Origin of the sequence: Aeromicrobium choanae (genome assembly GCF_900167475.1) — a bacterium.
Classification (GTDB): Bacteria; Actinomycetota; Actinomycetes; order Propionibacteriales; family Nocardioidaceae; genus Aeromicrobium; species Aeromicrobium choanae.
This window is the reverse complement of record NZ_LT796768.1, coordinates 2,463,002-2,486,554: the sequence shown is the minus strand read 5'-3', so window position 1 is coordinate 2,486,554 and position 23,553 is coordinate 2,463,002. Positions and strand designations below refer to the sequence as shown.

At 70.4% G+C, this 23,553-nt stretch carries 26 protein-coding genes and 1 pseudogene; 15 read left to right on the top strand and 12 right to left on the bottom strand.

What is annotated here, in order from left to right:
• The first annotated feature begins 8 nt into the window (after positions 1 to 8).
• Both B5D60_RS11950 and B5D60_RS11945 read left to right on the top strand, forming a co-directional pair.
• Complete coding sequence (locus tag B5D60_RS11950) at positions 9 to 230, top strand: biotin/lipoyl-binding carrier protein (RefSeq protein WP_078700372.1); 222 nt, start codon at positions 9 to 11, stop codon at positions 228 to 230.
• A gap of 6 nt (positions 231 to 236) precedes the next feature.
• The gene (locus B5D60_RS11945) at positions 237 to 674 is read left to right on the top strand and encodes a GlcG/HbpS family heme-binding protein (RefSeq protein WP_078700371.1); all 438 of its coding nucleotides are present in this window, start codon (positions 237 to 239) and stop codon (positions 672 to 674) included.
• Between the two features lie 13 nt (positions 675 to 687).
• Here the strand turns inward: B5D60_RS11945 and B5D60_RS11940 are convergent, their stop codons facing one another.
• Genes B5D60_RS11940 through B5D60_RS11930 form a run of 3 tightly spaced genes read right to left on the bottom strand, consistent with a single transcriptional unit; the run spans position 688 to position 2,329 of the window.
• The gene (locus B5D60_RS11940) at positions 688 to 1,155 is read right to left on the bottom strand and encodes a nuclear transport factor 2 family protein (RefSeq protein ID WP_078700370.1); all 468 of its coding nucleotides are present in this window, start codon (positions 1,153 to 1,155) and stop codon (positions 688 to 690) included.
• Entirely contained in the window at positions 1,152 to 1,799 is a 648-nt protein-coding gene (locus tag B5D60_RS11935) for a cysteine hydrolase family protein (protein ID WP_078700369.1), read from the bottom strand. The genes B5D60_RS11940 and B5D60_RS11935 overlap by 4 nt, the downstream gene beginning before the upstream one ends.
• On the bottom strand, positions 1,796 to 2,329 hold the full coding sequence (locus tag B5D60_RS11930; RefSeq protein WP_078700368.1) for a hypothetical protein: 534 nt from the start codon (positions 2,327 to 2,329) through the stop codon (positions 1,796 to 1,798). Before B5D60_RS11930 ends, B5D60_RS11935 begins: the two co-directional genes overlap by 4 nt.
• A gap of 144 nt (positions 2,330 to 2,473) precedes the next feature.
• Between B5D60_RS11930 and B5D60_RS11925 the strand changes: the two genes are divergently transcribed.
• The 5 genes from B5D60_RS11925 (at position 2,474) to B5D60_RS11905 (ending at position 7,504) form a co-directional block, all read left to right on the top strand.
• On the top strand, positions 2,474 to 3,481 hold the full coding sequence (locus B5D60_RS11925) for a PDR/VanB family oxidoreductase (RefSeq protein ID WP_078700367.1): 1,008 nt from the start codon (positions 2,474 to 2,476) through the stop codon (positions 3,479 to 3,481).
• A 9-nt stretch (positions 3,482 to 3,490) separates the two neighbouring features.
• A complete protein-coding gene (locus B5D60_RS11920; RefSeq protein WP_078700366.1) occupies positions 3,491 to 4,693 on the top strand; it encodes a cytochrome P450 in 1,203 nt (400 codons plus the stop codon).
• A 160-nt stretch (positions 4,694 to 4,853) separates the two neighbouring features.
• Complete coding sequence (locus tag B5D60_RS11915) at positions 4,854 to 5,960, top strand: ABC transporter substrate-binding protein (protein ID WP_078700365.1); 1,107 nt, start codon at positions 4,854 to 4,856, stop codon at positions 5,958 to 5,960.
• Positions 5,961 to 6,023: 63 nt separating this feature from the next.
• The gene (locus B5D60_RS11910; RefSeq protein WP_153302994.1) at positions 6,024 to 6,263 is read left to right on the top strand and encodes a hypothetical protein; all 240 of its coding nucleotides are present in this window, start codon (positions 6,024 to 6,026) and stop codon (positions 6,261 to 6,263) included.
• A 23-nt stretch (positions 6,264 to 6,286) separates the two neighbouring features.
• On the top strand, positions 6,287 to 7,504 hold the full coding sequence (locus B5D60_RS11905) for an acyl-CoA dehydrogenase family protein (RefSeq protein WP_078700363.1): 1,218 nt from the start codon (positions 6,287 to 6,289) through the stop codon (positions 7,502 to 7,504).
• A gap of 21 nt (positions 7,505 to 7,525) precedes the next feature.
• On the opposite strand, the gene B5D60_RS11900 is transcribed toward B5D60_RS11905, so the two are convergent.
• The gene (locus B5D60_RS11900; protein ID WP_078700362.1) at positions 7,526 to 7,906 is read right to left on the bottom strand and encodes a VOC family protein; all 381 of its coding nucleotides are present in this window, start codon (positions 7,904 to 7,906) and stop codon (positions 7,526 to 7,528) included.
• A 66-nt stretch (positions 7,907 to 7,972) separates the two neighbouring features.
• On the opposite strand from B5D60_RS11900, the gene B5D60_RS11895 reads away from it, so the two are divergent.
• On the top strand, positions 7,973 to 8,698 hold the full coding sequence (locus B5D60_RS11895; protein WP_078700361.1) for a TetR/AcrR family transcriptional regulator: 726 nt from the start codon (positions 7,973 to 7,975) through the stop codon (positions 8,696 to 8,698).
• Between the two features lie 51 nt (positions 8,699 to 8,749).
• Positions 8,750 to 10,456, top strand: coding sequence for a CapA family protein (locus B5D60_RS11890; protein ID WP_172806351.1), 1,707 nt, complete (start codon positions 8,750 to 8,752; stop codon positions 10,454 to 10,456).
• A gap of 7 nt (positions 10,457 to 10,463) precedes the next feature.
• Here the strand turns inward: B5D60_RS11890 and B5D60_RS11885 are convergent, their stop codons facing one another.
• The gene (locus B5D60_RS11885) at positions 10,464 to 11,216 is read right to left on the bottom strand and encodes a helix-turn-helix domain-containing protein (protein ID WP_231948731.1); all 753 of its coding nucleotides are present in this window, start codon (positions 11,214 to 11,216) and stop codon (positions 10,464 to 10,466) included.
• Between the two features lie 110 nt (positions 11,217 to 11,326).
• Here B5D60_RS11885 and B5D60_RS11880 point away from each other — a divergent pair, with 110 nt between their 5' ends.
• The 3 genes from B5D60_RS11880 to B5D60_RS11870 all read left to right on the top strand — a co-directional run bounded on the left by B5D60_RS11880 (position 11,327) and on the right by B5D60_RS11870 (position 14,526).
• Positions 11,327 to 11,668, top strand: coding sequence for a DUF1330 domain-containing protein (locus B5D60_RS11880; protein ID WP_078700358.1), 342 nt, complete (start codon positions 11,327 to 11,329; stop codon positions 11,666 to 11,668).
• 100 nt (positions 11,669 to 11,768) lie between these two features.
• Complete coding sequence (gene ald, locus B5D60_RS11875; RefSeq protein ID WP_078700357.1) at positions 11,769 to 12,896, top strand: alanine dehydrogenase; 1,128 nt, start codon at positions 11,769 to 11,771, stop codon at positions 12,894 to 12,896.
• A gap of 31 nt (positions 12,897 to 12,927) precedes the next feature.
• Positions 12,928 to 14,526, top strand: a complete 1,599-nt coding sequence (locus tag B5D60_RS11870) for an MFS transporter (protein ID WP_078700356.1) — start codon at positions 12,928 to 12,930, stop codon at positions 14,524 to 14,526.
• A gap of 30 nt (positions 14,527 to 14,556) precedes the next feature.
• On the opposite strand, the gene B5D60_RS11865 is transcribed toward B5D60_RS11870, so the two are convergent.
• Positions 14,557 to 15,033 (bottom strand): MarR family winged helix-turn-helix transcriptional regulator, encoded by a 477-nt coding sequence (locus B5D60_RS11865; protein WP_078700355.1) that lies wholly within the window; start codon positions 15,031 to 15,033, stop codon positions 14,557 to 14,559.
• 134 nt (positions 15,034 to 15,167) lie between these two features.
• Between B5D60_RS11865 and B5D60_RS11860 the strand changes: the two genes are divergently transcribed.
• Positions 15,168 to 15,878: an alpha/beta fold hydrolase gene (locus B5D60_RS11860; protein ID WP_078700354.1), complete on the top strand. Its 711-nt coding sequence runs from the start codon at positions 15,168 to 15,170 to the stop codon at positions 15,876 to 15,878.
• A gap of 53 nt (positions 15,879 to 15,931) precedes the next feature.
• Here the strand turns inward: B5D60_RS11860 and B5D60_RS11855 are convergent, their stop codons facing one another.
• On the bottom strand, positions 15,932 to 16,507 hold the full coding sequence (locus tag B5D60_RS11855) for a TetR/AcrR family transcriptional regulator (protein ID WP_172806350.1): 576 nt from the start codon (positions 16,505 to 16,507) through the stop codon (positions 15,932 to 15,934).
• A 40-nt stretch (positions 16,508 to 16,547) separates the two neighbouring features.
• Between B5D60_RS11855 and B5D60_RS11850 the strand changes: the two genes are divergently transcribed.
• Positions 16,548 to 16,976 (top strand): PaaI family thioesterase, encoded by a 429-nt coding sequence (locus B5D60_RS11850; protein WP_078700352.1) that lies wholly within the window; start codon positions 16,548 to 16,550, stop codon positions 16,974 to 16,976.
• Here the strand turns inward: B5D60_RS11850 and B5D60_RS11845 are convergent.
• Complete coding sequence (locus B5D60_RS11845; RefSeq protein WP_172806349.1) at positions 16,954 to 17,850, bottom strand: FUSC family protein; 897 nt, start codon at positions 17,848 to 17,850, stop codon at positions 16,954 to 16,956. The genes B5D60_RS11850 and B5D60_RS11845 overlap by 23 nt on opposite strands.
• 209 nt (positions 17,851 to 18,059) lie before the next feature.
• Here B5D60_RS11845 and icmF point away from each other — a divergent pair, with 209 nt between their 5' ends.
• Positions 18,060 to 21,248 (top strand): fused isobutyryl-CoA mutase/GTPase IcmF, encoded by a 3,189-nt coding sequence (icmF, locus tag B5D60_RS11840; RefSeq protein ID WP_172806348.1) that lies wholly within the window; start codon positions 18,060 to 18,062, stop codon positions 21,246 to 21,248.
• Positions 21,249 to 21,260: 12 nt separating this feature from the next.
• Here the strand turns inward: icmF and B5D60_RS11835 are convergent, their stop codons facing one another.
• From B5D60_RS11835 to B5D60_RS11820, 4 genes and pseudogenes are all read right to left on the bottom strand, one after another.
• Positions 21,261 to 21,920, bottom strand: a complete 660-nt coding sequence (locus B5D60_RS11835) for a flavodoxin (protein ID WP_078701412.1) — start codon at positions 21,918 to 21,920, stop codon at positions 21,261 to 21,263.
• 18 nt (positions 21,921 to 21,938) lie between these two features.
• A pseudogene (locus tag B5D60_RS11830) lies at positions 21,939 to 22,801 on the bottom strand (aldo/keto reductase).
• A 6-nt stretch (positions 22,802 to 22,807) separates the two neighbouring features.
• A complete protein-coding gene (locus B5D60_RS11825; RefSeq protein ID WP_078700349.1) occupies positions 22,808 to 23,185 on the bottom strand; it encodes a DUF2255 family protein in 378 nt (125 codons plus the stop codon).
• A complete protein-coding gene (locus tag B5D60_RS11820; protein ID WP_078700348.1) occupies positions 23,182 to 23,547 on the bottom strand; it encodes an MFS transporter in 366 nt (121 codons plus the stop codon). Before B5D60_RS11820 ends, B5D60_RS11825 begins: the two co-directional genes overlap by 4 nt.
• Positions 23,548 to 23,553 lie beyond the last annotated feature (6 nt).

Genomic DNA, 23,553 nt, shown 5'->3' with positions numbered 1-23,553 from the left:
GCACCACCATGCCCGAGACCATCCACGCCGACCTGGCCGCCAACGTCTGGAAGATCCTCGTCCAGGCCGGCGACACGGTCGAGGAGGACGCCACGATCGCGATCCTCGAGTCCATGAAGATGGAGATCCCCGTGCTGACGGAGTCCAGCGGCACCATCGTGGCCGTCCACGTCGCCGAGGGCGAGATGGTCTCGCCCGGCCAGGCCATCGCCGACATCGAGACGAGCTGACCCGCCATGACCACACTCACGCTCGAGCACGCGAACCTCGTCACCGAGGGCGCGATGCGCCACGCCGCCGACCAGGGCCTGCGGATCAGCGTCTCCATCTGCGATCCCGGCGGCCGGCTGCTCGCCTTCCAGCGCATGGACGGCGGCCACTGGGCCGCCGGCTACGGATCGCAGGGCAAGGCGGTCGCGTCAGCGGCCTTCGCCCGCCCGAGCGGCGTCGTCGCCGAACTGGCCCACGTGCCGATCATGCCGGCGATCGCCGAAGCCGAGGGCGGCCACATCATCTACTGCCAGGGAGCCGTGCCGATCTTCGTCGACGGCGTCCACGTCGGTGCCGTGGGCGTCGGCGGCGGCAGCGCCCAGCAGGACGAGGACTGCGCCGTCGCCGGCGTGAGCCACCTCGCGCTGAAGGGGCCGGCCACGGCCTCCATCCGCCGCGACTGACGTCGGCCGAGGTCTAGCGCGCGGGCTGCGTGGTGTCCCACAGCGCCCGGAGCTCGCGCTGCTGGACCATCCACGCACCCTCGTGCCGCACGAGGACGTCGTCGTAGACGAGCCCCCGGGTCTCCAGCACCTGTCCCGCGTCCGTCGTCCGCCCGACGTACCGGACCCCATAAGTCCAGGCGTGGGCGCTCGCGCGGTGGAAATCGACCTCCACGTTCGCCACCAGGTGGATCGCGAAGTCGGGCGTGCCCGCCTCGGCCATCAGGGCGGCACGCGACCGGAGGTACTGGGTGACGCCGGCCCGACCCGGGGAGAGCCGGTCCCCGTTGTAGGTGCACTGAGCCGTCGGGGTGAAGCAGCCCTCGATCGCGGCCAGGTCGGCGCGGTCGCAGGCTCCCGCGTACCGCACCTGGAGCGCCCAGATCTCGGAGCGGTCGCGTGCCTCTCGCCGACGCCGCCAGGCGGTGCCGCGGCCGATCATGAGGAGCTCCCGGCGGACCAGTGCTCGCACACCGTGCCGGCGTCGGAGATCTCGGCGAAGGCATGGTCGGCGATCGTGAGCGCGGCGCTCTGCTGCTGAGGTGTTCCGGACGTGCAGGCATCGGAGGGCAGGACCACATAGTGGCCGCGGTAGAACGCGCTCTTGGCCGTGGCCGCCACGCAGTTGTCGGTGGCCAGGCCGGTCACGACGACCGTCGCGATGCCGGACTCGGCCAGCAGCGCGTCGAGCCCCGTGCCGTAGAACCCGTCGTACGCCGTCTTGACCAGCGTCCGCTCGGCCGGGGTGGGGGCCAGCGCGTCGATGATCTGGGCACCCCACGTGCCGGGCACGCAGTACGGCTCCATCCCCTTGCGCACGAGACGCTCGCGCGCCGGGGCGTTGAGGCTGGGCTCGTCGAAGCGGGACGTGATGTGGACCGTCAGCACACCCCGGGCCGCAGCGGCCTCGCGCAGGCGTTGGATGCTCCCCACGATGCCATCGGTGGAGGAGGCGTCGAAGGCGGTCGACCGGTCGATGAATCCGCCGGGGCTGCAGAAGTCGTTCTGCATGTCCACGATCAGCAGGGCGGTGTGCTCGGGGCGGAGCTTGTTCTCCAGGCCCAGCAGCAGCTGGTCGGTGTTCACGAGGTCGCTCCCGCCGGGGCCTCGCGCTCGAACAGCTCCATCACGTTCGCGGCGAACCACGGGCGCGCCGCCATGTCCGCGCGGGCCGGGGTCGCGCGGGCCGCCTCCATGTGGGGCGAGGACAGCGCGGTCCGGTCGGCCAGCTCGTGGACCACCAGGTGGGTCACGTCCGAGCCCGCGGTGTCCTGCGCGACACGGACGCGCCGGCAGCGCAGCCACGCCGGCTCGCGCAGCAGGATCGGCGCGTGCTCCTGGGCGAACCAGTCCTCGAACGCGCTCGCCTCGTCGGTGGGGACGTCGTACCAGATCAGCGACACCAGGCCCGCGACGGCGGCACCGGGCTGCCGGTCGTCGCCGACGACCGAGCCGACGACCATCCGGTCCGCGACCGGACCGACGGGATCGGCGCCATCGTCGGAGAGGCGCAGCCACGTGGGATCGTCCGCGGGCATGACGCGACGGAACAGCACGTCCTCCTGCTCGTCGGTCGGCTCGCCGTAGACGTCGAGCCGGAAGTTCAGGTGATTCATCGGGCGTCGCTTCCTGCAGGGGGCGGTGGGGAAATCGGTCGTAGTCAAGCAGCGGCGGACGGCACCGGTAACCGCTGCGCACCTATCACGGCGATACGCCTTGAGACCTAGGTCACATCGCTTCGCGTGGGTAGCGTCGCTCACGTGACCACCTCCACCGAGGCGTCCCGTGAGGATGCTTCGCACTCGAATCCCGACCTGCTCGGCAAGGACTCCGTCCGGGTCGCCCGCGCGGACTTCCCCGCCGAGGGCGTCGTCCGGCTCACCCTGGTCGATCCCGCGCGCGGCCGGCTGCCCGACTGGACCCCCGGGTCCCACATCGATGTGGTCGTCCCTCAGCCCGACGGGTCCAACGCGATCCGCCAGTACTCCCTGTGCGGCGACCGCTGGGACGCGTACTCCTACCAGATCGCGGTCCTGCGTGAGCCCGTCTCACGCGGCGGTTCGATCTACCTGCACGACGAGCTCGCCGAGGGCGACCTGATCCGCATCGGCACGCCGCGCAATCACTTCTCGCTCGCCTCGGCCCAGCGCTACGAGTTCATCGCCGGAGGCATCGGCATCACGCCGATCATGACGATGATCGACGCCGCCGAGCGGATGGGCGTCGACTGGCGGCTGCTCTACGGCGGCCGGACCCGCGCCTCGATGGCCTTCCTGGATGAGCTCGCCCCGTACGGCGACCGCGTCATGGCCCGGCCCCAGGACGAGTTCGGACACCTGGACCTGTCGGAGTACGCCGAGCCCGTGGAGGGCACGAAGATCTACTCCTGCGGACCCGAGCCGCTGCTCGCCGCGATCGAGTCGGCCACCTCGGCGTGGCCCACGGGAACCGTCCGCTTCGAGCGGTTCGCCGCAGTCGAGCAGGCTCCCCCGGTGCGCTCGGGGCCCTTCACCGTGGAGCTGGCCCGGTCGGGCAAGACCATCACGGTCACTCCGAGCGAATCGGTGCTTCAGGCCGTGGCCGAGGCCGGCAGCCCGGTGCTGGCCTCGTGCTCCATGGGCGTCTGCGGGACCTGCGAGGTCGGCGTGCTCGCCGGCGTCCCCGACCACCGCGACTCCCTGCTCTCCGATGCCGAACGCGCCGAGAACGACCGCATGTTCGTGTGCGTCTCGCGCGCCGTGACCGAACGACTCGTGCTGGACCTCTAGGAGCGACCGATGACCACTGGCGCCATGCCCACCTCTCCCCTTCCCGTCTTCGACGAGGATCCGTTCTCCCCCGAGATCCTGGAGGACCCCGTCCCCTTCCACCGGCGACTCCTCGCGGCCGGTCCCATCGCCTACCTGTCGCACTACGACGTGCACGTCGTGTCCCGCTACGACGAGGTGCGCACCGTGCTCGCCAACTGGCAGGAGCTGGTCTCGGGCAACGGCGTCGGACTCAACGAGCCGTGGCGCACGACCGGACTGCTGGAGACCGACCCGCCCCGGCACGACGCACCGCGTGAGGTCCTCGCCGACGTCATGTCGGCCCGCGCCATGCGCCCGATGGCCGATGAGTGCTCGCGGCAGGCCGCGGCGCTGATCGACGGCCTCGTCGCCGAGCGCGCCGAGGACGGTCACGTCGCGATCGACGGCTACCAGGACGTCGGCAAGGTCTTCCCCGTCAACTTCTTCGCCGACGCGGCCGGGGTCTGCGGCCGGGAGAACCTCACCGCCTACGCCGATCACGTCTTCAACTCCGGCGGACCGCGCAACGACCTGGTCAAGAAGGGCGAGGCCCGGGCCCCCCAGCTCGCCGAGTGGGCCAATGGCGCCTGCCAGCGCGACGCCCTGGAGCCGCAGGGCTTCGGCGCGGACATCTGGGCCGCGGCGGACCGCGGCGACATCCTGCACGAGCAGGCCCCGCTGCTCACCCGGTCGCTGTTGTCTGCCGGCGTGGACACCACCGTCTACGGACTCTCCGCGGTCCTCTACGCCTTCGCCACGCACCCGGACCAGTGGGAGCTGCTGAAGTCGGATCCGCACCTGGCCCGCGTCGCGTTCGACGAGGCCCTTCGCTGGGAGTCGCCCGTGCAGATGCTGTTCCGCAAGAGCGCGGCCACCGTCACCCTGGGCGGCGAGACGCTGCCCGAGGGCCGTCGCGTGCTGATCTGCTACGGCGCCGCCAACCGCGATCCGCGCCGGTGGGAGGACCCCGACCGCTTCGACCTGCGACGCGATCCGTCGGGCCACCTGGCCTTCGGGATGGGCATCCACCAGTGCGTCGGGCAGCACGTCGCCCGGCTCCAGGCCGAGTCGCTGCTGAACGTCCTCCTCGAGCGGGTCGACCGCATCGAACTGGCCGCGCCCCCGACGCGTCAGCACAACAACACGCTGCGCGGATGGGGCTCGATCCCCCTGCGCCTGCATCTGTCGTGAACCCGCTTGCCTATCAGGGTGATAGGCCCGATTTTCATTGACTTGACAGAGAAAATCGCACCACACTCGCGGTATCGAAAAGAGTGATCCACGTCACTTGCTTCGCCCCAGCACCACCCCACGACCTGGTCCCCCCGGGGTCAGAAGCCAAGGAGAGCACATGTTCCGCATCACCGCCGGAAGAGTCACCCGCAGCCGGTCCCGCCACCCCCGTCGCACGGTCGTCCAGGCCACGTCGGCAGTCGTCGCGATGGGCCTGCTGCTCGCCGCCTGCGGCTCGTCCGGCGAGGCCGCGGACGGAGGCAACGGCGAGCCCGTCGCGATGAAGATCGCCTCCTCGCCCAGCGACGTCTACCTCATGGACGAGTTCGCGCTCAACGAGAAGCTCTTCGCCAAGCACGACCTCAAGGTCGACAAGTTCATCTACCCGCAGAACGGCGTCCAGGGATCGCAGCTGCTGGCCTCCGGCGCGATCGACGCGATGCAGCAGGACACCCTGCTGACGATGGCCTCCTTCGCCAACGGCCAGAAGGGCAAGCGGCCGATCATCGTCGGCATGCGGATGCCCACCGTGACCTACGCGATCATCACGCGCGAGGGCTTCGACGGCCCGGGTGCCGACGCTCCGTTCGAGGAGAAGATGAAGGCCCTCGAGGGCAAGACGATCGGCGTCACCGCCATCGGAGCGGGAGCCGACACGGAGCTCACCCTCGCGCTCGAGGAGGCCGGCGTCGACAAGGACTCCGTCACCCGCCTCGCCGTCGGCCAGATGCCGCCGATGATCGCCCAGCTGAAGGCGAAGCGAGTCGACGCCGTCGTCAGCCAGACGTGGGCCTCGAGCCGCATGCTGGAAGCGGCGGCCGGCGGCTCGATCTACGTCGAGTACTCCGACACGGCCTCGCCCGAGATCCTCAGCGGCCAGGAGGTGGGACCGCTGGTCGTGCGTGAGGACTTCCTCAAGAAGAACCCGAAGGCCGTGGAGAACTACCTCGCCCTGCAGACGACGATCAAGGACGAGATGCTCGCGCGTCCCGACGACGCCGCCGCGTTCCTCAACAAGAACACGTTCGACGGGAAGGCCGCCGACCTGAGCGCCGCCTACGTGGACGACTGGTCGAAGAACGTCATCACCAAGGCCGACCCGGAGTGGCGCATGAGCCGCGACGCGTTCGACCGCATGGCGGCGATCGCGGTGCGCATCGGCCTGCTGAAGGAAGGCCAGGTCAAGTACGAGGACATCGTCGCGGACTTCGCGCAGGAGAACTGACGACGTGAGGGGTCGGCGGCCCGGTGGCCGCCGACCCTTCTTCACGCCCCGCAGCACCCCGTCATGAGAGGCCGGCCCCACATGGACTACTTCGCCAGCGCACCGCGCGGGACGTGGGGCACCTGGGACGGCAGGACGGCCCGCGTGCCGTACGGAACGCATCACGCGCGACGACTCGGCTCCGCCGAGAGCGCCTGCGGAGCCCCGGCGATGGACTGGGAGCTCTTCTGGGACGTGGGCTTCGCACCCGCGCTCGAGGCCTCCTGCCGCCCGTGCGCGCGGGCGATCCTCCCCACGCGCTGACCACCACTTCAAGGAACGAGACCATGGACTTCACCCCCGACAGCACCACGCGCGAGTACGTCGCGCGACTCACCGCCTTCATGGACGAGCACGTCTACCCGGCCGAGCCGGTCTACCGCCGCGAGATGGACGAGTCCGGCGACCCGAACTTCCACCCGCCGATCCTCGAGTCCCTGAAGAAGGTCGCGAAGGACCAGGGTCTGTGGAACCTCTTCCTCCCGCACGGGGACCGAGGCGCCGGCCTGACCAACGTGCAGTACGCACACCTGGCCGAGATCACCGGTCGCAGTCCCGAGATCGCGCCCGAGGCGATCAACTGCAACGCCCCGGACACCGGGAACATGGAGATCCTGACCCTCTTCGGCACCGAGGAGCACCAGGAGAAGTACCTCGAGCCGCTGCTGGCCGGGGAGATGGCGTCGGCCTTCTGCATGACCGAGCCGGCCGTCGCCAGCTCCGACGCCACGAACGTCGAGCTCGCGATGGTGGCCGACGGCGACGAGTACGTCCTCAACGGCCGCAAGTGGTTCGCCTCGAACGCGCTGCACGCCAACTGCGAGGTGTTCATCGTCATGGGCAAGACCAACGTCGACGCGGCCACCCACCGCCAGCAGTCGATGATGGTCGTCCCGAAGGACACGCCGGGCATCACGATCGTGCGTGGCCTGCCGGTCTTCGGCTACCTCGACCGCGAGGGCCACGCCGAGGTCCTGTTCGAGGACGTTCGCGTCCCCAAGACCGCCCTGCTGGCCGGCGAGGGCGACGGCTTCATGATCGCCCAGTCCCGCCTCGGCCCGGGCCGGATCCACCACTGCATGCGCTCGATCGGCATGGCCGAGCGGGCGCTGGACCTGATGATCGACCGGGCACAGTCCCGCGTGACCTTCGGCCAGCCCCTCGCCGAGCGCGCGAACATCCAGGACTGGATCGCCGAGGCCCGCATCGAGATCGAGGCCACCCGGCTGCTCGTGCTGAAGACGGCGTGGCTGATGGACACCGTCGGCAACAAGCAGGCCCGCACCGAGATCGCCGCAATCAAGGTCAAGGCACCCGAGATGGCGCTCAAGATCATCGACCGGGCGATCCAGGTCCACGGTGGTGCCGGCGTGACGAACGACTTCCCGCTGGCGACCTACTACGCCCACCAGCGCGCCCTGCGTCTCGCCGACGGCCCCGACGAGGTCCACAAGCGCAGCATCGCGCGTCTGGAGCTGCGCCGCCGCTCCTCCGCCAGGGCCTGAACCGGGCGTGGGCGAGCGCCGTCAGGCGACCCACTCGACGAGCTGCCAGATGATCCCGTTCGGGTCGGCGAACTGGCAGTAGCGCTCGCCCCACGGCTCGGTCTCCGGCGCCGTCACCACGCGCGCGCCGGCGTCCGCGATGCGCCGGAACTCGTCGTCGAGGCCCTCGACGACGAAGGCCAGGAGCAGCCCGTCACCCGCGGAGCCAGCCGCCTCCGCGGGCTTGAACGTGGGCAGGCCCGTGGCGAGGAAGATCAGGTTCGACCCGGCGTCGGGGTGCTGGAGGGAGACGAAGCCCTCGGCGGACATCGCCTCGGTGTAGCCGAAGTGGGCGCGGGCGAAGTCCGCGGACGCCGGGACGTCCGGGACGTTGAGCGACACGGCGGTCTGGGTGATCTTCATGGGTGCCTCCTGGGATAAACTGTGTACGACGTACAAGGTAACGCGTCCGACCACGAATCGATTCCCATGCCGAGACCCCTCATCGACCTGCTGTGGCGGGAGAGCCCGCACGCTCCCCCGCCGCGCCGGCGCGGGCCCCGTGCGACCCACTCGACGAACGACGTCGTCGCCCACGCGCTGGCCCTGGCCGACCAGCGCGGACTGACGGCGGTGACGATCCGGGCGGTCGCGGAGTCGCTCGGGCTGACGACGATGTCGATCTACACACACGTCAACAGCCGGGACGACCTCCTCGTGCTGATGGCCGACCGAGCCCACGCCGAGATGGAGCTCTCGCCGTTCGGGCGCGCGCGGTGGCGCACTCGCGTGCGACGCGTCGCCGAGGCGAACCTCGAGCTGCTGCGGGCTCGACCCTGGCTGCTGGACGTCGACGATCCGCGCACGGCACTGGGTCCCGGCACCGTCGCGAAGTACGACCACGAGCTGCATGCGTTCGACGACACCGGCCTCGGCGACCTCGACCGCGACGCGGCCCTCGCGTTCGTGCTGGACTTCGCCCGGGCGACGGCGTCCCGCATGGCGCAGGCGTCCGCCGCCGTGGACATGGCAGAGGAGTGGGAGCGGGCGGCCGGGCCGCTCGCCACCTACCTCGGTCCTGATCTCGCGCTGGCCCAGCGGGTCGGTCGTGCCGCCGGCGAGAGCATGCAGGGTCCCTTCGACGCACAGCGCGCGTGGGACTGGGGCCTGACCCGCGTGATCGGCGGCCTCGCGGAGATCACCGAAGGCTCCTGATTCGCTGCGGTGCCATGCTGGTCGGAGAGGTCTTTCCCTGGGAGGTGCCCCGTGCGCCGTGAGCCGCTGCCCGCCATCGCGCTGGCGCTGCTCGTCGCGGCCTCGCTGGCGGCGTGGCTGACCTCCACGTCCGACGAGGGCGCGGCGGTGCGCGACACGCTCTTCGCGGAGGAGGCGGACACCCTCCCCCGGCCCGAGGTGACGCTGGCGTTCGCCGGCGACGTCCACTTCGAGGGTCGCCTCGCCCGGCTCGTCACCCAGCCCGGCAGCACGCTCGGTCCCCTGTCGGCCGCGCTCCGCGAGGCGGACCTGGCGATCGTCAACCTCGAGAGCGCGCTGACCGCCCGGGGCTCCCGCGCTCGCAAGGAGCTGGAGACCCCGTCGGCCCGCTACTGGTTCCGCACCCCTCCGGCGGCTCTCGACGTGCTCGCCCGGTCCGGCGTCGACGTCGTGTCGCTGGCGAACAACCACGCCGGCGACTACGGAGGGGTGGGCGTCCGCGATGCCCTGCGCGCCGGCCGACGCGGTCCCGTCCGGGTGGTCGGCGTCGGCCGGGACGCCGACGAGGCCTTCCGCGCGCAGGAGTTCGAGGTGAAGGGGATCGCCGTCGCCGTGCTCGCGGCGGACGCGTCCACCCGCGAGAGCCGCGACCCGATCTGGGCGGCCGGGCCGACGTGGGGCGGCATCGCCGCGGCGCGCGTGCCGCGCACCGACCGGCTGCTGGCCGAGGTCCGCGCCGCGGCCGAGCGTGCTGACCTGGTGGTGGTCCAGCTGCACTGGGGCGCCGAGGGCGCGACGTGCGCAACCGAGGACCAGGTGACGCTGGCGAAGTCACTGGCCGACGCCGGAGCCGACGTCGTCGCGGGCTCCCACTCGCACACGCTCCTCGGCAGCGGCCTCCTCGGCGACACCTACGTGAGCTACGGGCTCGGGAACTTCCACTGGTACCACGGCAGGAACGCCGACACGGGCGTCCTGAGACTGCGGTTCCGGGGCGACGAGCTGGTCGGCGAGGAGTGGGTGCCCGGGCTCATGCCGGAGCGGGGAGCGCCGGCCCGCGCGCTGCGGGGAGCGGCCGCGACCGCCGCGCAGGAGCGCTGGCAGGCACACCGCGCCTGCACGAGCCTCAGGCCCGTGGGCGCCGAGGACACCGTCGAGGCGGGCACGGAGCTGCCACCGTTCGAGGGCTCCGTCGAGCCGATCGGGGCCGCGCTCGCCAGCCGGATGGCGAGCAGCCACGACCCGGCCATGTGCCCGGTCCCGCTGGCCTCCCTGCGCTACCTGCGGGTCACGCACGTGGGCTTCGACGGCCGGGCACGCGAGGGCGAGCTGGCCGTGCACGTCGACCACGCGAACGACCTCCTCACGGTCTTCCGCGAGCTCTACGAAGCGCGGTGGCCCATCGAGCGGATGCGCCTCGTGAGCGACTACGGCGGTGACGACGACGCTTCGATGGCCGCCAACAACACGTCGGGCTTCAACTGCCGGCGCGTGCTGGGGCAGCCGAACTGGTCGCGTCATGCGTTCGGCGACGCCGTGGACCTCAACCCCGTGCAGAACCCGTACGTCACGGACGGCCAGATCCTGCCGCGCGCCGGGGCACCGTTCGCCGGCGTCGACCGCTCCCCCGGTGCCGAGACCGCGCCCGGCGTCATCCACGACGGCGACGTGGTCGTGAACGCGTTCGAGCGGATCGGCTGGACGTGGGGCGGGCGCTGGCCCGAGCCCGACTTCCAGCACTTCGCTGCACCCGAGTGACGCGGCCTCAGCCCAGCAGGCGCCGCGTCTGCTCGTCGGCGGGGTAGAACGCCTCGATCGCGAGCTCGGAGAGGGTCACCTCGCGCGGGGTCCCGAAGACCGTGGTCGTCGAGATGAAGGTGAGCACCTCGCCATCCTCGGTGCGCAGCTGCAGCGGGACGACGAGGGCGGCCGAGTCCACCGGAGCGATGCCGCCCGCGGTCACCTCGTCGTACAGCTCCGCGAGGAACGGGTCGGCCGTCGCCGCGTGCTCACGGTGCAGCCGCTCGGCGAGATGGGCCCGCCACTCGTCGAGGTTGGCGATCCGCCCGCCGAGCCCACGGGGATGCAGGGACAGCCGGATGACGTTCACCGGCGGCTCGAGCAGGTCGGCGTCGACCCCGGCTAGCAGCGCGTACAGCGCGTCGTTCGCGGCGACCAGGTCCCACCGGCGGTCGACCACGAGCGCCGGGTAGGGATGGTGTGCGGCGAGGATCGCCTCGAGGGCACGGTTCACCTCGGCCATCGACGGGTCGCCCAGCGCACGCTCGGGATGGGACGGTGCGTGACCCGCGGCCAGCAGCACCTGGTTCTGCTCGCGCAGCGGCACCTCGAGCTGGTCGCACAGGCGCACCACCATCGTGCTGGTGGGCCGGCTGCGCCCGGTCTCGATCCAGCTGAGGTGCCGGGTCGACACCTCGGCGCGGTTCGCGAGCTCGAGCTGCGAGAGCCGGCGGCGCTGCCGCCACTCGCGGATCAGGGTGCCGGCGGAGGTGCTCACGAGCGCCAATCTAGCCAAGGCGAGGGCATCGCGGCCATGACCTGCGAAGTCATCGACGTTCGCCGCCGAGTCAGGTGTGATCGACCCATCACCGACGAACGGAGCACACCATGAGCACCACCAAGGCCTACGCCATCGCCTACCTCCGCGAGCTGGACTTCGGTCCGGAGATCATCGAGTACCTCGAGCGGATCGACGACACCCTCGCCCCCTACGACGGCCGATTCATCGTGCACGGGGGCCAGCTGACCGCGGCCGAGGGCACGTGGGACGGCGACCTGGTCGTCATCGAGTTCCCGAGCGCCCGGGCGGCACAGGACTGGTACGACTCGGACGGCTACCAGGCGATCCTGCCGCTGCGCACCGAGCACTCCTCGTCCATCGCCTGCATCGTCGAGGGGACGAAGCCGGGCCACCGGGCGAAGGACAAGCTCGCCGCGCTGCTGGCCTGAGCCCGCCCCGGTGCGACGGCGGCCCTCGAGGTCAACGGGACATGGACCACCCGAACTCGGCGTAGCGTGAGGCGTGTCACGACGACGAGAGGCTGATGCCGTGAAGATCGGTGTTCCCCAGGAGATCAAGAACCACGAGTACCGGGTGGCGATCACGCCCCTGGGCGTGCGCGAGCTGACCAGCCGCGGTCACGCGGTCGTCATCCAGACCGGGGCCGGCGTCGGCTCGTCGATCAGCGACGAGGACTACGTCGCGGCCGGCGGAACCATCGTCGACGACGCGGAGTCCGCCTGGGGCACCGACGGTGGCGTGGACCTCGTGCTGAAGGTCAAGGAGCCCGTGGCCGAGGAGTACCACCGCATGCGCGAGGGCCAGCTGCTCTTCACCTACCTGCACCTGGCCGCCGACCGGCCGCTGACCGAGGAGCTGCTCGCGCGGAAGGTCACCGGCGTCGCCTACGAGACGGTCACCGGGGCGAACGGCGGGCTCCCGCTGCTGTACCCGATGAGCGAGGTCGCCGGCTGCCTCGCGCCCCAGGTCGGCGCGCACGCGCTGATGAGGGCCGAGGGCGGTCGAGGGGTGCTGCTCGGCGGCGTCGGTGGTGTCGCGAACGCGAAGGTGGTCATCATCGGCGCCGGGGTGTCCGGGCAGAACGCGGCGAACATCGCCCTCGGCATGGGCGCCGACGTGACCCTCCTGGACACCGACCTCGACAAGCTCAGGATGAGCTTCTGGAGGTACGACAACCGCGTGCACGGCCTCGCCTCGTCGAGGCTCGCGATCGAGCAGCAGGTCCTCGAGGCGGACCTGGTCATCGGCGCCGTGCTGCTGCCGGGCGCGGCGGCACCGAAGCTGGTCAGCAACGAGCTGGTGTCACGAATGAAGCCGGGGTCGGTCCTCGTCGACATCGCGATCGACCAGGGGGGCTGCTTCGAGGACTCGCGCCCGACGACGCACGCCGATCCGACCTTCGGCGTCCACGGCTCGATCTTCTACTGCGTGGCCAACATGCCCGGGGCGGTTCCCCACACGTCGACGTACGCCCTGACCAACGCGACGCTGCCCTACACGATCGCCCTGGCCGAGCACGGCTGGACCGAGGCGATGCGAGCCGACACCGGTCTGGCGCAGGGCCTCAACACCCACGACGGGAAGCTGACGAACGCCGCGGTCGCCGCGGCCGTGGGCCACTCCGCGATCACGGTCGAGGAGGTCCTGTCGCCCTGACGGTGGACCACCCGCGTGCCAGCATGCCGAGATGAGCACGAGTCCAGACGAGGGCGTCGAAGCCGAGCACGCCGGAAGCACCCGCCTGATGCTGCTGCTGGCGGCGGCGATGTTCGTCCTGGTCGTCGACACGTCCCTGATGAACGTGTCGATCTCCGCCGTGATCGACGACCTGGACACCACCGCCAGCGGGGTGCAGTCCGCCATCGCGCTCGAAGCACTGGTCTCGGCCGCGTTCATCCTGATCAACAGCAAGGTCGGCGACCTGATCGGACGGAAGCGCGCCTACGTCCTGGGACTGGTGGCGTACGCCGTCGGGGCGCTGGCGATGACCCTCTCCCAGAGCCTCACGGCGATCGTCGTCTTCTGGGCGATCATCGGAGGGCTGGGGGCCTCGCTGCTGCTGCCGGCCATGCAGTCGCTGATCCACGGCAACTTCACGGGCGCGGCGCAGAAGAAGGCGTACGCGCTCGTCGGCGCCGCGGCCGCCATCGCGGCCGCGATCGGCCCTCTCCTCGGCGGGTTCGTCACGACCTACCTCTCGTGGCGGGTCGGCTTCGCACTGGAGGTCGTCATCATCGGCATCGTCCTGAGTCAGATCCGGTTGGTCCGCGACGTTCCCTACACGGGCTCACGACAGGTGGACCCGGTCGGCGCCGTCCTGTCCGTCGTCGGCATGGGCGGGGTCGTGCTCGGGATCCTCGTGTGGCAGGAGGGCGGCGAGTACGTCGGCCTGCTGATGGTGGTCGGCGCCGCCGCGCTCGTGCTGCTCACGCGGTGGCTCATCAAGCGCAAGCGCGAGCAGAAGGTCCCCCTGCTCGACCCGGACCTGTTCCGGCACCCGAACTTCACTGCCGGCGTCTCGGGTCAGCTCCTCCAGCAGGTCACGCTCGGCGGCGCGATGATCGCTCTGCCCCTGTTCTTCCAGATGACGCTCGAGTACAACGCCCTCGAAGCCGGACTCTCCTTGGCCCCGCTGTCACTGACCATGTTCGTCGCGGCCGTCCTCGCCGGCCGGAAGGCCGGCGGCCGGCGTCCCGCCTCGATCATCCGCGACGGCTTCGTGCTGACCAGCCTCGGGATCGCGATCATCATCGCGTTCGTCCCACGAGTGGACAGCGGCTGGTACCTCGTCATCCCCCTCGCCCTCGCGGGCTGTGGCCTGGGGCTGCTCGTGTCCCAGCTCAACAACTACACGCTCGCGCCCGTCGAGGAGGAGCGGGTCAGCGAGGCCGCCGGCGTCAACTCGGCGGCCGGGTCGTTCGGACTCTCCTTCGGCCTCGCCATGGCCGGCGGCATCATGCTCGCGGCCCTGTCGGTCAGCTTCACCCAGATGACCGAGAACAGCGACGTCATCCCGTCGGCGCAGCAGCAGCAGATCGCCGCCGCTCTCGAGAACGACGCCGAGGTGATGAGCAACACCCAGCTCGCCGAGCAGATCACCGGCGAGCCCCCCGCCGTGGAGGCCGAGGTCCTCGCCATCAACGACGGCGCCCGCAACCTCTCGCTCCAGCTCGCCCTCCTGGTGCCGCTGATCGCCGGCCTGCTCGGCCTGCTCAACTCCCTGCGGATGCTGCGGCTGCCCGATCGGAGGCCCGCGAAGGACCTCGGGGGAATGGACTTCGGCTGACTCTCGCCGTGGTCGGCCCTCGGCGGCCGGTCAGATCGGCGCGTCCCAGGTGCAGGCGGAGGCGGTCGCGTAGATCGTGTCGCGCAGGGACCGGATCTGCTCGTTGATCTGAGCCAGCTCCTCCGGGGTGCGTCCCGAGGACTCGAGCAGCGCCGAGCCGAGGCATCCGGCCCGCTCGCGAAGCGCGTCGCCCTGCGGGGTGAGGGCGACGATGACCTGTCGCTCGTTGCTGGGGTTGCGCCGGCGCGTGAGGAGTCCCCCGGCCTCGAGGCGCTTCAGCAACGGAGTCAGGGTGCTGGACTCCAGCGCGAGACTCGAGGCGAGTGCGCTGACGGTCTGCTCGTCCTCGCGCCACAGGACGCTGAGCACGAGGTACTGCGGATAGGTCAGCCCCAGCTCGTCGAGCAACGGCTTGTACATCCGCTGGATCGCCATCCCCGCCGAGTAGATCGAGTAGCAGAGCTGATCCTCCAGCGGAGTCGCGGGCGTGCTGGTCGCTGCAGTCATGTGAACCCTTCCTATCGCGATAATCATAACCGCGAGAACTTTCTTTCGTCGACCTCTTGACACCTCGACCGCGACACCGCAGTCTTTACTTATCGCGATAAACGTTATCACGATGTGACGGAAGAGGCACTCCCATGAACGCACAGCTCTCGCAGATCAAGAACGTGGTCCTCGTGCACGGCGCCTTCGCCGACGGCTCCGGGTGGCGCGGCGTGTACGACAACCTGACCGAGCGCGGCTACCGCGTCTCGATCGTCCAGAACCCGCTGACGTCGTTCGCCGACGACGTCGCGGCCGCCACCCGCGTCCTCGACCAGCAGGACGGCCCCGCGATCCTGGTGGGTCACTCCTGGGGCGGCACCGTCATCACCGAGGCGGGCACGCACCCGAACGTCGCCGGCCTCGTCTACGTCTCCGCCCTGGTCCCCGACACCGGCGAGACCAGCGCGCAGCAGTACGAGGGCTTCGCCGCGACCCCCGAGTTCGTCATCGAGGTCAGCGACGACGGCTTCGGCCGCCTCGACCGCGCCGCGTTCAAGGCCGGCTTCGCCCACGACACGAGCGACGCCGACGCCGCCTTCCTGGCCGACTCGCAGGTCCCGATCAACATGGCCTCCTTCGAGGAGCCCGTCACGAAGGCCGCGTGGCACGACGTCCCGAGCTGGGCCGTCATCGCGACCGAGGACAAGGCCTTCGACCAGGCCATGCTCCAGCACATGGCGACGCGGATCGGGGCCCGCATCACCAACGTCTCCGCGAGCCACGCGCTCTTCCTCACCCAGGCCGGAGTCGTCGCCGACACGATCGACGAGGCCGCTCGCACCGCCGTGGCCGAGCTCGTCTGACCCTTCCCTGCGTCACGCATCAGGCCCGGAGTCCGCGGACTCCGGGCCTGGTCTCATCGCCCCGAGAGCACGCCCGCGGCGAACACCTCGACGGCCGCTCGCCACACCTCGTCCCGTCGTTCCTCCGTCCGGCCGAGCAGTCCGTGGCGCTCCTGGACGGTGAGGCCCGCGAGCAGCGCGGCGAACGCCATCGCGTCGGTCTCGACGGCGTCGGCGTCGGCCTCGTTCGAGGCCTGCAGGGTGTCGATGACCACCTGCCGGCACTTCAAGGCGCCATGCCCGGATGGAATCGGTCCCGCAAGAGGCCGCATGAACATCAGCTCGGCGAGCGCCGGCTCGGCACGGGAGAAGCGCCGGCAGGCGTCGGCGTACTCCATCAGCCCGTGGCGCACGTCGTCCGTGGCCGAAGGCAGGACAGCCGCGAGCAGCTCGAATCCTTCGAGCGCCACGGCGTTGACCAGACCCTCACGACCGCCGAAGAGCTGGTTGAGGGCGGCGATGTTCGTGCCGGCGCCACGGGCCACGTGGCGGGTGGTGAGGGCGCCCGCCCCCTCGCTCCTCACGATCTCGAGCGCGGCGTCACGGATCTCGTGCGCCAGTGCATCGGTGCGGGTACGAGGTCGGGCCATGGGTCTATCGTAGGTTCTGTATCGTTGATATGTTACGGACATGACTCAGCTGCTCCCCCGTGTCGCGGAAGCCATCGAGGCGATGCCGATCGCGCGCCTGCTCGGCCTGGTCGTCGAGTCCACCGCGCCGGAACGCACGATCGTCAGCATGCCCGTGAGGCCCGAGCTCACCTTCGAAGGCATCCACTGCCAGGGCGGGGTCGTCGCGATGCTGGCCGACTTCGCCGCCGTCGGAGCCACCTTCGCCTCGGTCGTCGCGTCCGGCCAGATCGTCGCGACCACCGCGATCGAGGCCCACCACCTCCGGCCCGCCCACGGCGACCGGCTCGTCGCCGTCGGACGCCTCGTCGGACCAGTGGGACGCACGATGGTCGCCGCGGCCGACGTCTACCGCGACTCGTTGGAGGGAGAGCACTGCCTGACCGGGCTCTTCACCGCCACGGCGATCAACCCGCACGCCTCGAGCTAGGGCGTCGCACCCGCGGGAGGGTCCAGTAGCCGACCAGCGCCGCCACGGCGATGCCGAATCCCGTCTCCAGCACGCGTTCCCAGAATCTCTCCTGCGCCTGGTCCGGCGCGTGGGAGAGCAGCAGCACGAACACGATGAAGGTGGTGAAGGCCGGCACCACGTACCACCGGCTGCCAGCCGTCGCCGTCGCGCAGATGACCGCGATCCCCAGAGCGGCGGCAACCACTCCCGCCGGCGCACCACTCGTGACGAGCCCGATGGACAGGGCCGCGCCCAGCACCACGTCGACGATCCGCCCCACCGAACGCGCCTGCTGGACGGCCGGGGCCGGCCGCATGACCAGCAGCGCCGCTCCCGTCGCCCAGCCCACGTGCTCCAGGCCGAGGGCGAAGCCCGTCCCGGCGCAGATGGCTCCAGCGAGCCCGGCCCGGTACCCGAAGCTCCGGAGGCTGGCCGCGCCGGGCGAGGCGAGGGAAGCCGGTGTCCCACTGCTCGGACGCGAAGGCCACAGCTGGGAGACGAGGAACGCGTAGACGCTCCCGCCGAGGACCACGGCCGCCAGGGTCGCGCCGACCGCGATGCTGGACAGGCTCAGGCCGACCCCCACCAGCGGCAGGCACAGGCTCAGGGCCACCGCACCCAGCGGACGCCCGACCGCTGCCCGGGACGCGACCACGGCGAACACGAAGATCCCGACGACCGCCAGCGGCGGCGACTCCGCCAGGACCGATCCCACGAACAGCGAGGCTGCCGCCAGGGCTCCCAGCACGGCGGGCCGCAGACGGGCCCGTCGAGTCGCGGGCAACGGGACGCACGCGGCCGGGATCACCCCGATGGCCAGCACCGCGGCCAGCTGGACATCGCGGGTTGCCACGAGAACCGCCGGGACCGCGAGGATCGCGCCGCGCAGCGCCGCCGACCAGCCCCACACGAGCGCGGGAGACGGGGATGCAACACCTCGGGCCACACACTCACGGTCCCAGCACGGCCGCTGCACCTCTCATCTGGGTCCGCACGAGGCCTTCCCAAATTACTAGGATGTCCTACTATTGATACTAGGACATCCTACTAATCGAGGACTTCATGCACGCCCCCACGCATCCCGTTCGCTTCGTCACCGCGTCGAGCCTGTTCGACGGCCACGACGCGAGCATCAACATCATGCGGCGCATCCTGCAGAGCCAGGGCGCCGAGGTGATCCATCTCGGGCACAACCGCTCGGTGGCCGAGATCGTCGACGCGGCGGTCGAGGAGGACGTGCAGGGCGTGGCGGTCAGCTCGTACCAGGGCGGCCACGTGGAGTACTTCGAGTACCTCGTCCAGCTGCTGGCCGAGCGCGGCGCGGGCCACATCAAGGTCTACGGGGGCGGTGGCGGGGTGATCGTGCCCGAGGAGATCGCGCGACTGCGTGAAGCGGGCGTGCGGATCTTCAGCCCGCAGGACGGTCAGCGCCTCGGGCTGGTGGGGATGATCAACCAGCTGATCGAGGAGTGCGACGTCGACCTGACGGAGCTCGGCGTTCCTGCAGCCGACGCGGTGCTGGCCGGTGACAGCGCCGCGGTGTCGCGGGCCGTGACGGCGGCCGAGTCGGGCCGGCTGCCGGCTCCGCTGGCGCAGGCGATCGCGGAGGCGGCCGCCCGCTCCACGACCCCCGTTCTGGGCATCACGGGCACCGGCGGGTCGGGCAAGAGCTCGTTGACCGACGAGCTGGTGCGGCGGCTGCGGATCGACCATGCCGACAAGCTGCGCGTGGCGGTCGTGGCGATCGACCCGACGCGGCGCAAGGGCGGCGGAGCGCTGCTGGGCGATCGCATCCGGATGAACGCCCTCGGTGGCCCGGTGTCGTTCCGGTCGCTGGCGACCCGGGGCAGCCATGAGGTCCCCGAGCACCTCGGCGACGTGATCGACGTCCTCAAGGCGGCCGGTCACGACCTGGTCATCGTCGAGACGCCGGGCATCGGCCAGGGCGACGCGGGGATCCTGCCGTTCGTCGACCGGTCGCTCTACGTCATGACGCCGGAGTTCGGAGCGGCGAGCCAGCTGGAGAAGATCGACATGCTCGACTTCGCCGACGTGGTGGCGATCAACAAGTTCGAGCGCCGCGGCGCCAAGGACGCCCTGCGCGACGTGGGCCGCCAGCTGGTGCGCAACCGCGAGGCGTTCGGCAAGCAGCCGGCGGACATGCCGGTCTTCGGCACCTCGGCGGCGCACTTCAACGACGACGGGGTGACCGCGCTCTACCAGGAGCTGCGCGACGTGCTGGGGCTGGAGCCCGGTGTCCTGCCCGCGGTCAACGTGCGGCACTCGACCGACGAACACCACTTGGTGCCGCCGCAGCGCATCCGGTACCTCGCGGAGATCGCCGAGACGGTGCGCGGCTTCCATGCCGAGACCGAGCAGCTCGCCGACCAGGCCGATCGCGCTCAGCACCTGGCCACGGCGGCGGCGATGCTGCCCGATGACGAGGCGGTCCAGCAGGCTGCCCGCCGGGCGCTCGACGAGCTGCCCGCGCACGTGCGTGACACCTTCGACGCCTGGCCCGCGGTGGTGGAGTCGTACTCCGGCGACGAGCAGGTCGTGAAGGTGCGCGACCGCGAGCTCCGGTTCGCGCTGGCGCGCGAGACCCTCTCGGGCAACCAGGTCCGCCGCGTCAGCCTTCCGCGCTACCGCGCGCACGGAGACCTGGTGCGGTTCTGGCGGCGGGAGAACCTGCCCGGGTTCTTCCCGTACACGGCAGGCGTGTTCACGTTCAAGCGCGACAACGAGGACCCAGCCCGCATGTTCGCCGGCGAGGGCGACCCGTTCCGAACCAACAGGCGCTTCAAGCTGCTCAGCGAGGGCCAGCCGGCCACCCGGCTGTCGACGGCATTCGACTCGGTCACCCTCTACGGACGCGACCCCGACGAGCGCCCCGACATCTACGGCAAGGTCGGCACCTCGGGCGTCTCGGTCGCGTCGCTGACCGACATGAAGACCCTCTACGACGGCTTCGACCTGGTCTCGCCGTCCACCAGCGTCTCGATGACCATCAACGGCCCGGCGCCGACCGTGCTCGCCTTCTTCCTCAACACCGCGATCGACCAGCAGGTCGACGCCTTCCGCGAACGGGAGGGACGCGACCCGTCGCAGGCCGAGGCGGCCGAGCTGCGCACCTTCGCGCTGCAGAACGTCCGCGGAACCGTGCAGGCCGACATCCTCAAGGAGGACCAGGGCCAGAACACGTGCCTGTTCTCCACCGAGTTCTCCTTGCGGATGATGGGCGACATCCAGCAGTGGTTCATCGACCAGGGCGTCCGGAACTTCTACTCCGTCTCGATCTCGGGCTATCACATCGCCGAGGCCGGGGCGAACCCCATCAGCCAGCTCGCGTTCACGTTGAGCAACGGATTCACCTACGTCGAGTCCTACCTCGCGCGCGGCATGGACATCGACGACTTCGCCCCGAACCTGTCGTTCTTCTTCAGCAACGGCATGGACCCCGAGTACTCGGTCATGGGCCGCGTCGCGCGCCGGATCTGGGCGATCGCGATGAAGGAGAAGTACGGCGCGAACGAGCGCAGCCAGAAGCTGAAGTACCACGTCCAGACGTCGGGCCGCTCCCTGCACGCGCAGGAGATGAACTTCAACGACATCCGCACGACCCTGCAGGCGCTCATCGCGATCTACGACAACGCGAACAGCCTCCACACGAACGCGTTCGACGAGGCCGTCACGACCCCCTCGGAGGAGTCGGTGCGCCGCGCGCTCGCGATCCAGCTGATCATCAACCGCGAGTGGGGCCTGGCCATGAACGAGAACCCGCTGCAGGGCTCGTTCGTCATCGACGAGCTCACCGATCTCGTGGAGGAGGCCGTGCTGCGCGAGTTCGAGGCGATCAGCGAGCGCGGCGGCGTGCTCGGTGCGATGGAGACCGGGTACCAGCGCGGCCGGATCCAGGACGAGTCGATGCTCTACGAACACCGCAAGCACGACGGCTCGCTGCCGATCGTCGGCGTCAACACCTTCAAGAACCCCCACGGTGACGACGTCCCGCAGAAGCTCGAGCTGGCCCGCGCGACCGAGGACGAGAAGCAGTCCCAGCTGCGTCGCCTGCGCGAGTTCCAGCAGCAGCACCGCGACGAGGCCGAGGCCGCGCTGACCCGCCTCAAGGAGGCCGCCGCGACCCGCGAGAACGTGTTCGCCGTCCTCATGGACGCCGCGCGCGTCTGCTCACTCCAGCAGGTCACCGAAGCCTTCTTCGAGGTGGGGGGCCAGTACCGTCGCAACGTCTGACGCGGAGAAGACTCAGCTCATCAGGCCGGCCTGCTTCAACCAGTCCTCGATCTCGGGCCGGGCGTCGCGGACGGTCTCGCCCTGGACTGCCAGTCCTTCACCGAACTCCGCGCCACGGCAGGTCTCCGCGTAGTCGCGCTCCGTCGAGCCCAGCCCGCTCATCGCGTGCGTCGTGAACGGATGAACGGTCTTCCCCGTGAAGTCCAGCGCCTCGGTGAAGGTCGACATGATCATCGGTGCCCGGCTCCCCCAGATCGGGCTGGCGAGGATCACGACGTCGTAGCCGGTGAGGTCGGGCGAGGCGCCCGCCATCTCGGGTCGGGCGTCGTCATCCTGCTCGCGGCTGTTGCGCGCGACGGTCGGGTCGTACTCGCGTGGGTACGGGTCCGCCGCCTCGATGCGATGGACGTCGCAGTCGATCGTGTCGGCGATCATCCGCACCGCCACCTCGGTGTTGCCGGTCTCGAGCCAGACGCGGTCACCGTAGCTGTAGTTCTCCCCGGCACGCGAGAAGTAGGCCACGAGCACGGACGCCTTCGCCGAGGCGGACGATCTCGATGACGGGGAGACCGACGGCGAACCGGTGCTCCGACCGGTGCCTCCCCTGCAGCCGCCGAGCGCCACACCCGCCGCCGCGGTGGCCGACAGCGTCAGCAGACGCCGTCGGTCCATCGAGTCACCCGCCACGCGTCAGCCGATCGAGCGCGAGCCGAACCAGGCCACGCGCTCGGGGTCCCGGTGGTCGAAGAAGCTGCTCTCGCCCCGGTCGAGCTCGGCGATCCGGCTCATGTCCTCCTCGCTCAGCGCGAAGTCGAAGAAGTCGATATTCTCGGCCATCCGCTCGGGTCGAACGGACTTGGGATGACGACGACGTCGCGCTGGATGAGCCAGCGCAGGACGACCTGCGCGGGCGACTTGCCGTACGACTCGCCGATGGAGCTGAGGACCGGGTCGGTGAAGATCCCGTGCTGACCCTCCGCGAACGGTCCCCAGGACTCGATCTGCACGCCACGGTCGCGCATCCACTGCTGATCGACGTGCCGCTGGTGGAACGGGTGGGTCTCGATCTGGTTGACCGCGGGCGTGATCTCGTTGTGGTCGATGAGGTCGATCAGTCGATCGGGGTGGAAGTTCGAGACGCCGATCGCGCGAGCCACTCCCTGCGAGTTCAGCTCCTGCATCGCCCGCCACTCGGCGTAGTAGTCACCGAACGGCTGGTGGATGAGGTAGAGGTCGACCCGATCGAGCCCGAGCTTCTGCAGGGACGTCGCGAAGGCACGCTTCGTGTCGTCCTCCACCCTCCCCGTCGGGTTGTGCTGGATCCACAGCTTCGTCGTCAGGAACAGCTCGTCACGAGCGATGCCGCTGGCGGTTATCGCCGCTCCGACCCCTTCCTCGTTGCCGTAGGCGGCGGCGGTGTCGATGTGGCGGTAGCCAGCGGCCAGTGCAGCCTCCACGGCGGCCTGGGTCTCCTCGGGCGGGACCTGGTAGACGCCGAAGCCGAGGATCGGCATCTCGACGTCGTTGTTGAGGGTGACGGTGTGCATGCGCACGTCCTTTCAGTGGGTGGGGTCGAGTCGGAAGGTGGCTGCGGCCGCGCCCGGCCCGGTGACCGAGCCGACGATTGCGGGGCCGTACCGGTCGTACTTGGCGTGATAGGCCGAGTCGATGGCCTGGTGCAGACTCCCGTCGGGAGTGGCGAACGTGACGTCTCGCTCGAGCCCGCCGGCCCGGATGCGCCCCGTCCCGCTGGCGACTGCACGGCGGTACCACGGGTTGTCCGTGCCGTAGGCCGAGCGGACGTAGACGTCCTCGTCGACGCGCACCACCCAGATGATGATGAAGGGACGCAGCGTGCCGTCCTTGCGGCGGGAGGCGATGTGCAGCTCCTCCGCCTCGCCGATGCGTTCCAGCTCGTCCGGTGTCCATGACGTCATGCGTTCTCCTCGGTCGGTACGAGAGGTGAGGCAGCCCTCAGGCTGCGTGTGGGCAGCACGAGCACGATGGCCGCGAGCAGCGAGAGTCCCATCAACACACTGCTACCGATCAGGGCGGCTCGCACCTGCTCGGACAGCGCCGCTCCGGCGCCGGCGGAGACGGCGACGAGGATCGCCAGGACCACCGCACTGCCGAGCTGGTGAGCGGTGTTGACGAGGCCGGAGGCGGCCCCGGCATCCTCGGTGGCGACGCGGGCGATTCCGGCAGGCGTCAAGGGGGCGAACGCCAGCCCCTGACCCGCGCGCGTCGCGATGCCGACGGCGCGGACGTGGCCCGCGAGGATCGGGTGAAGGGTTCGCATGACCTC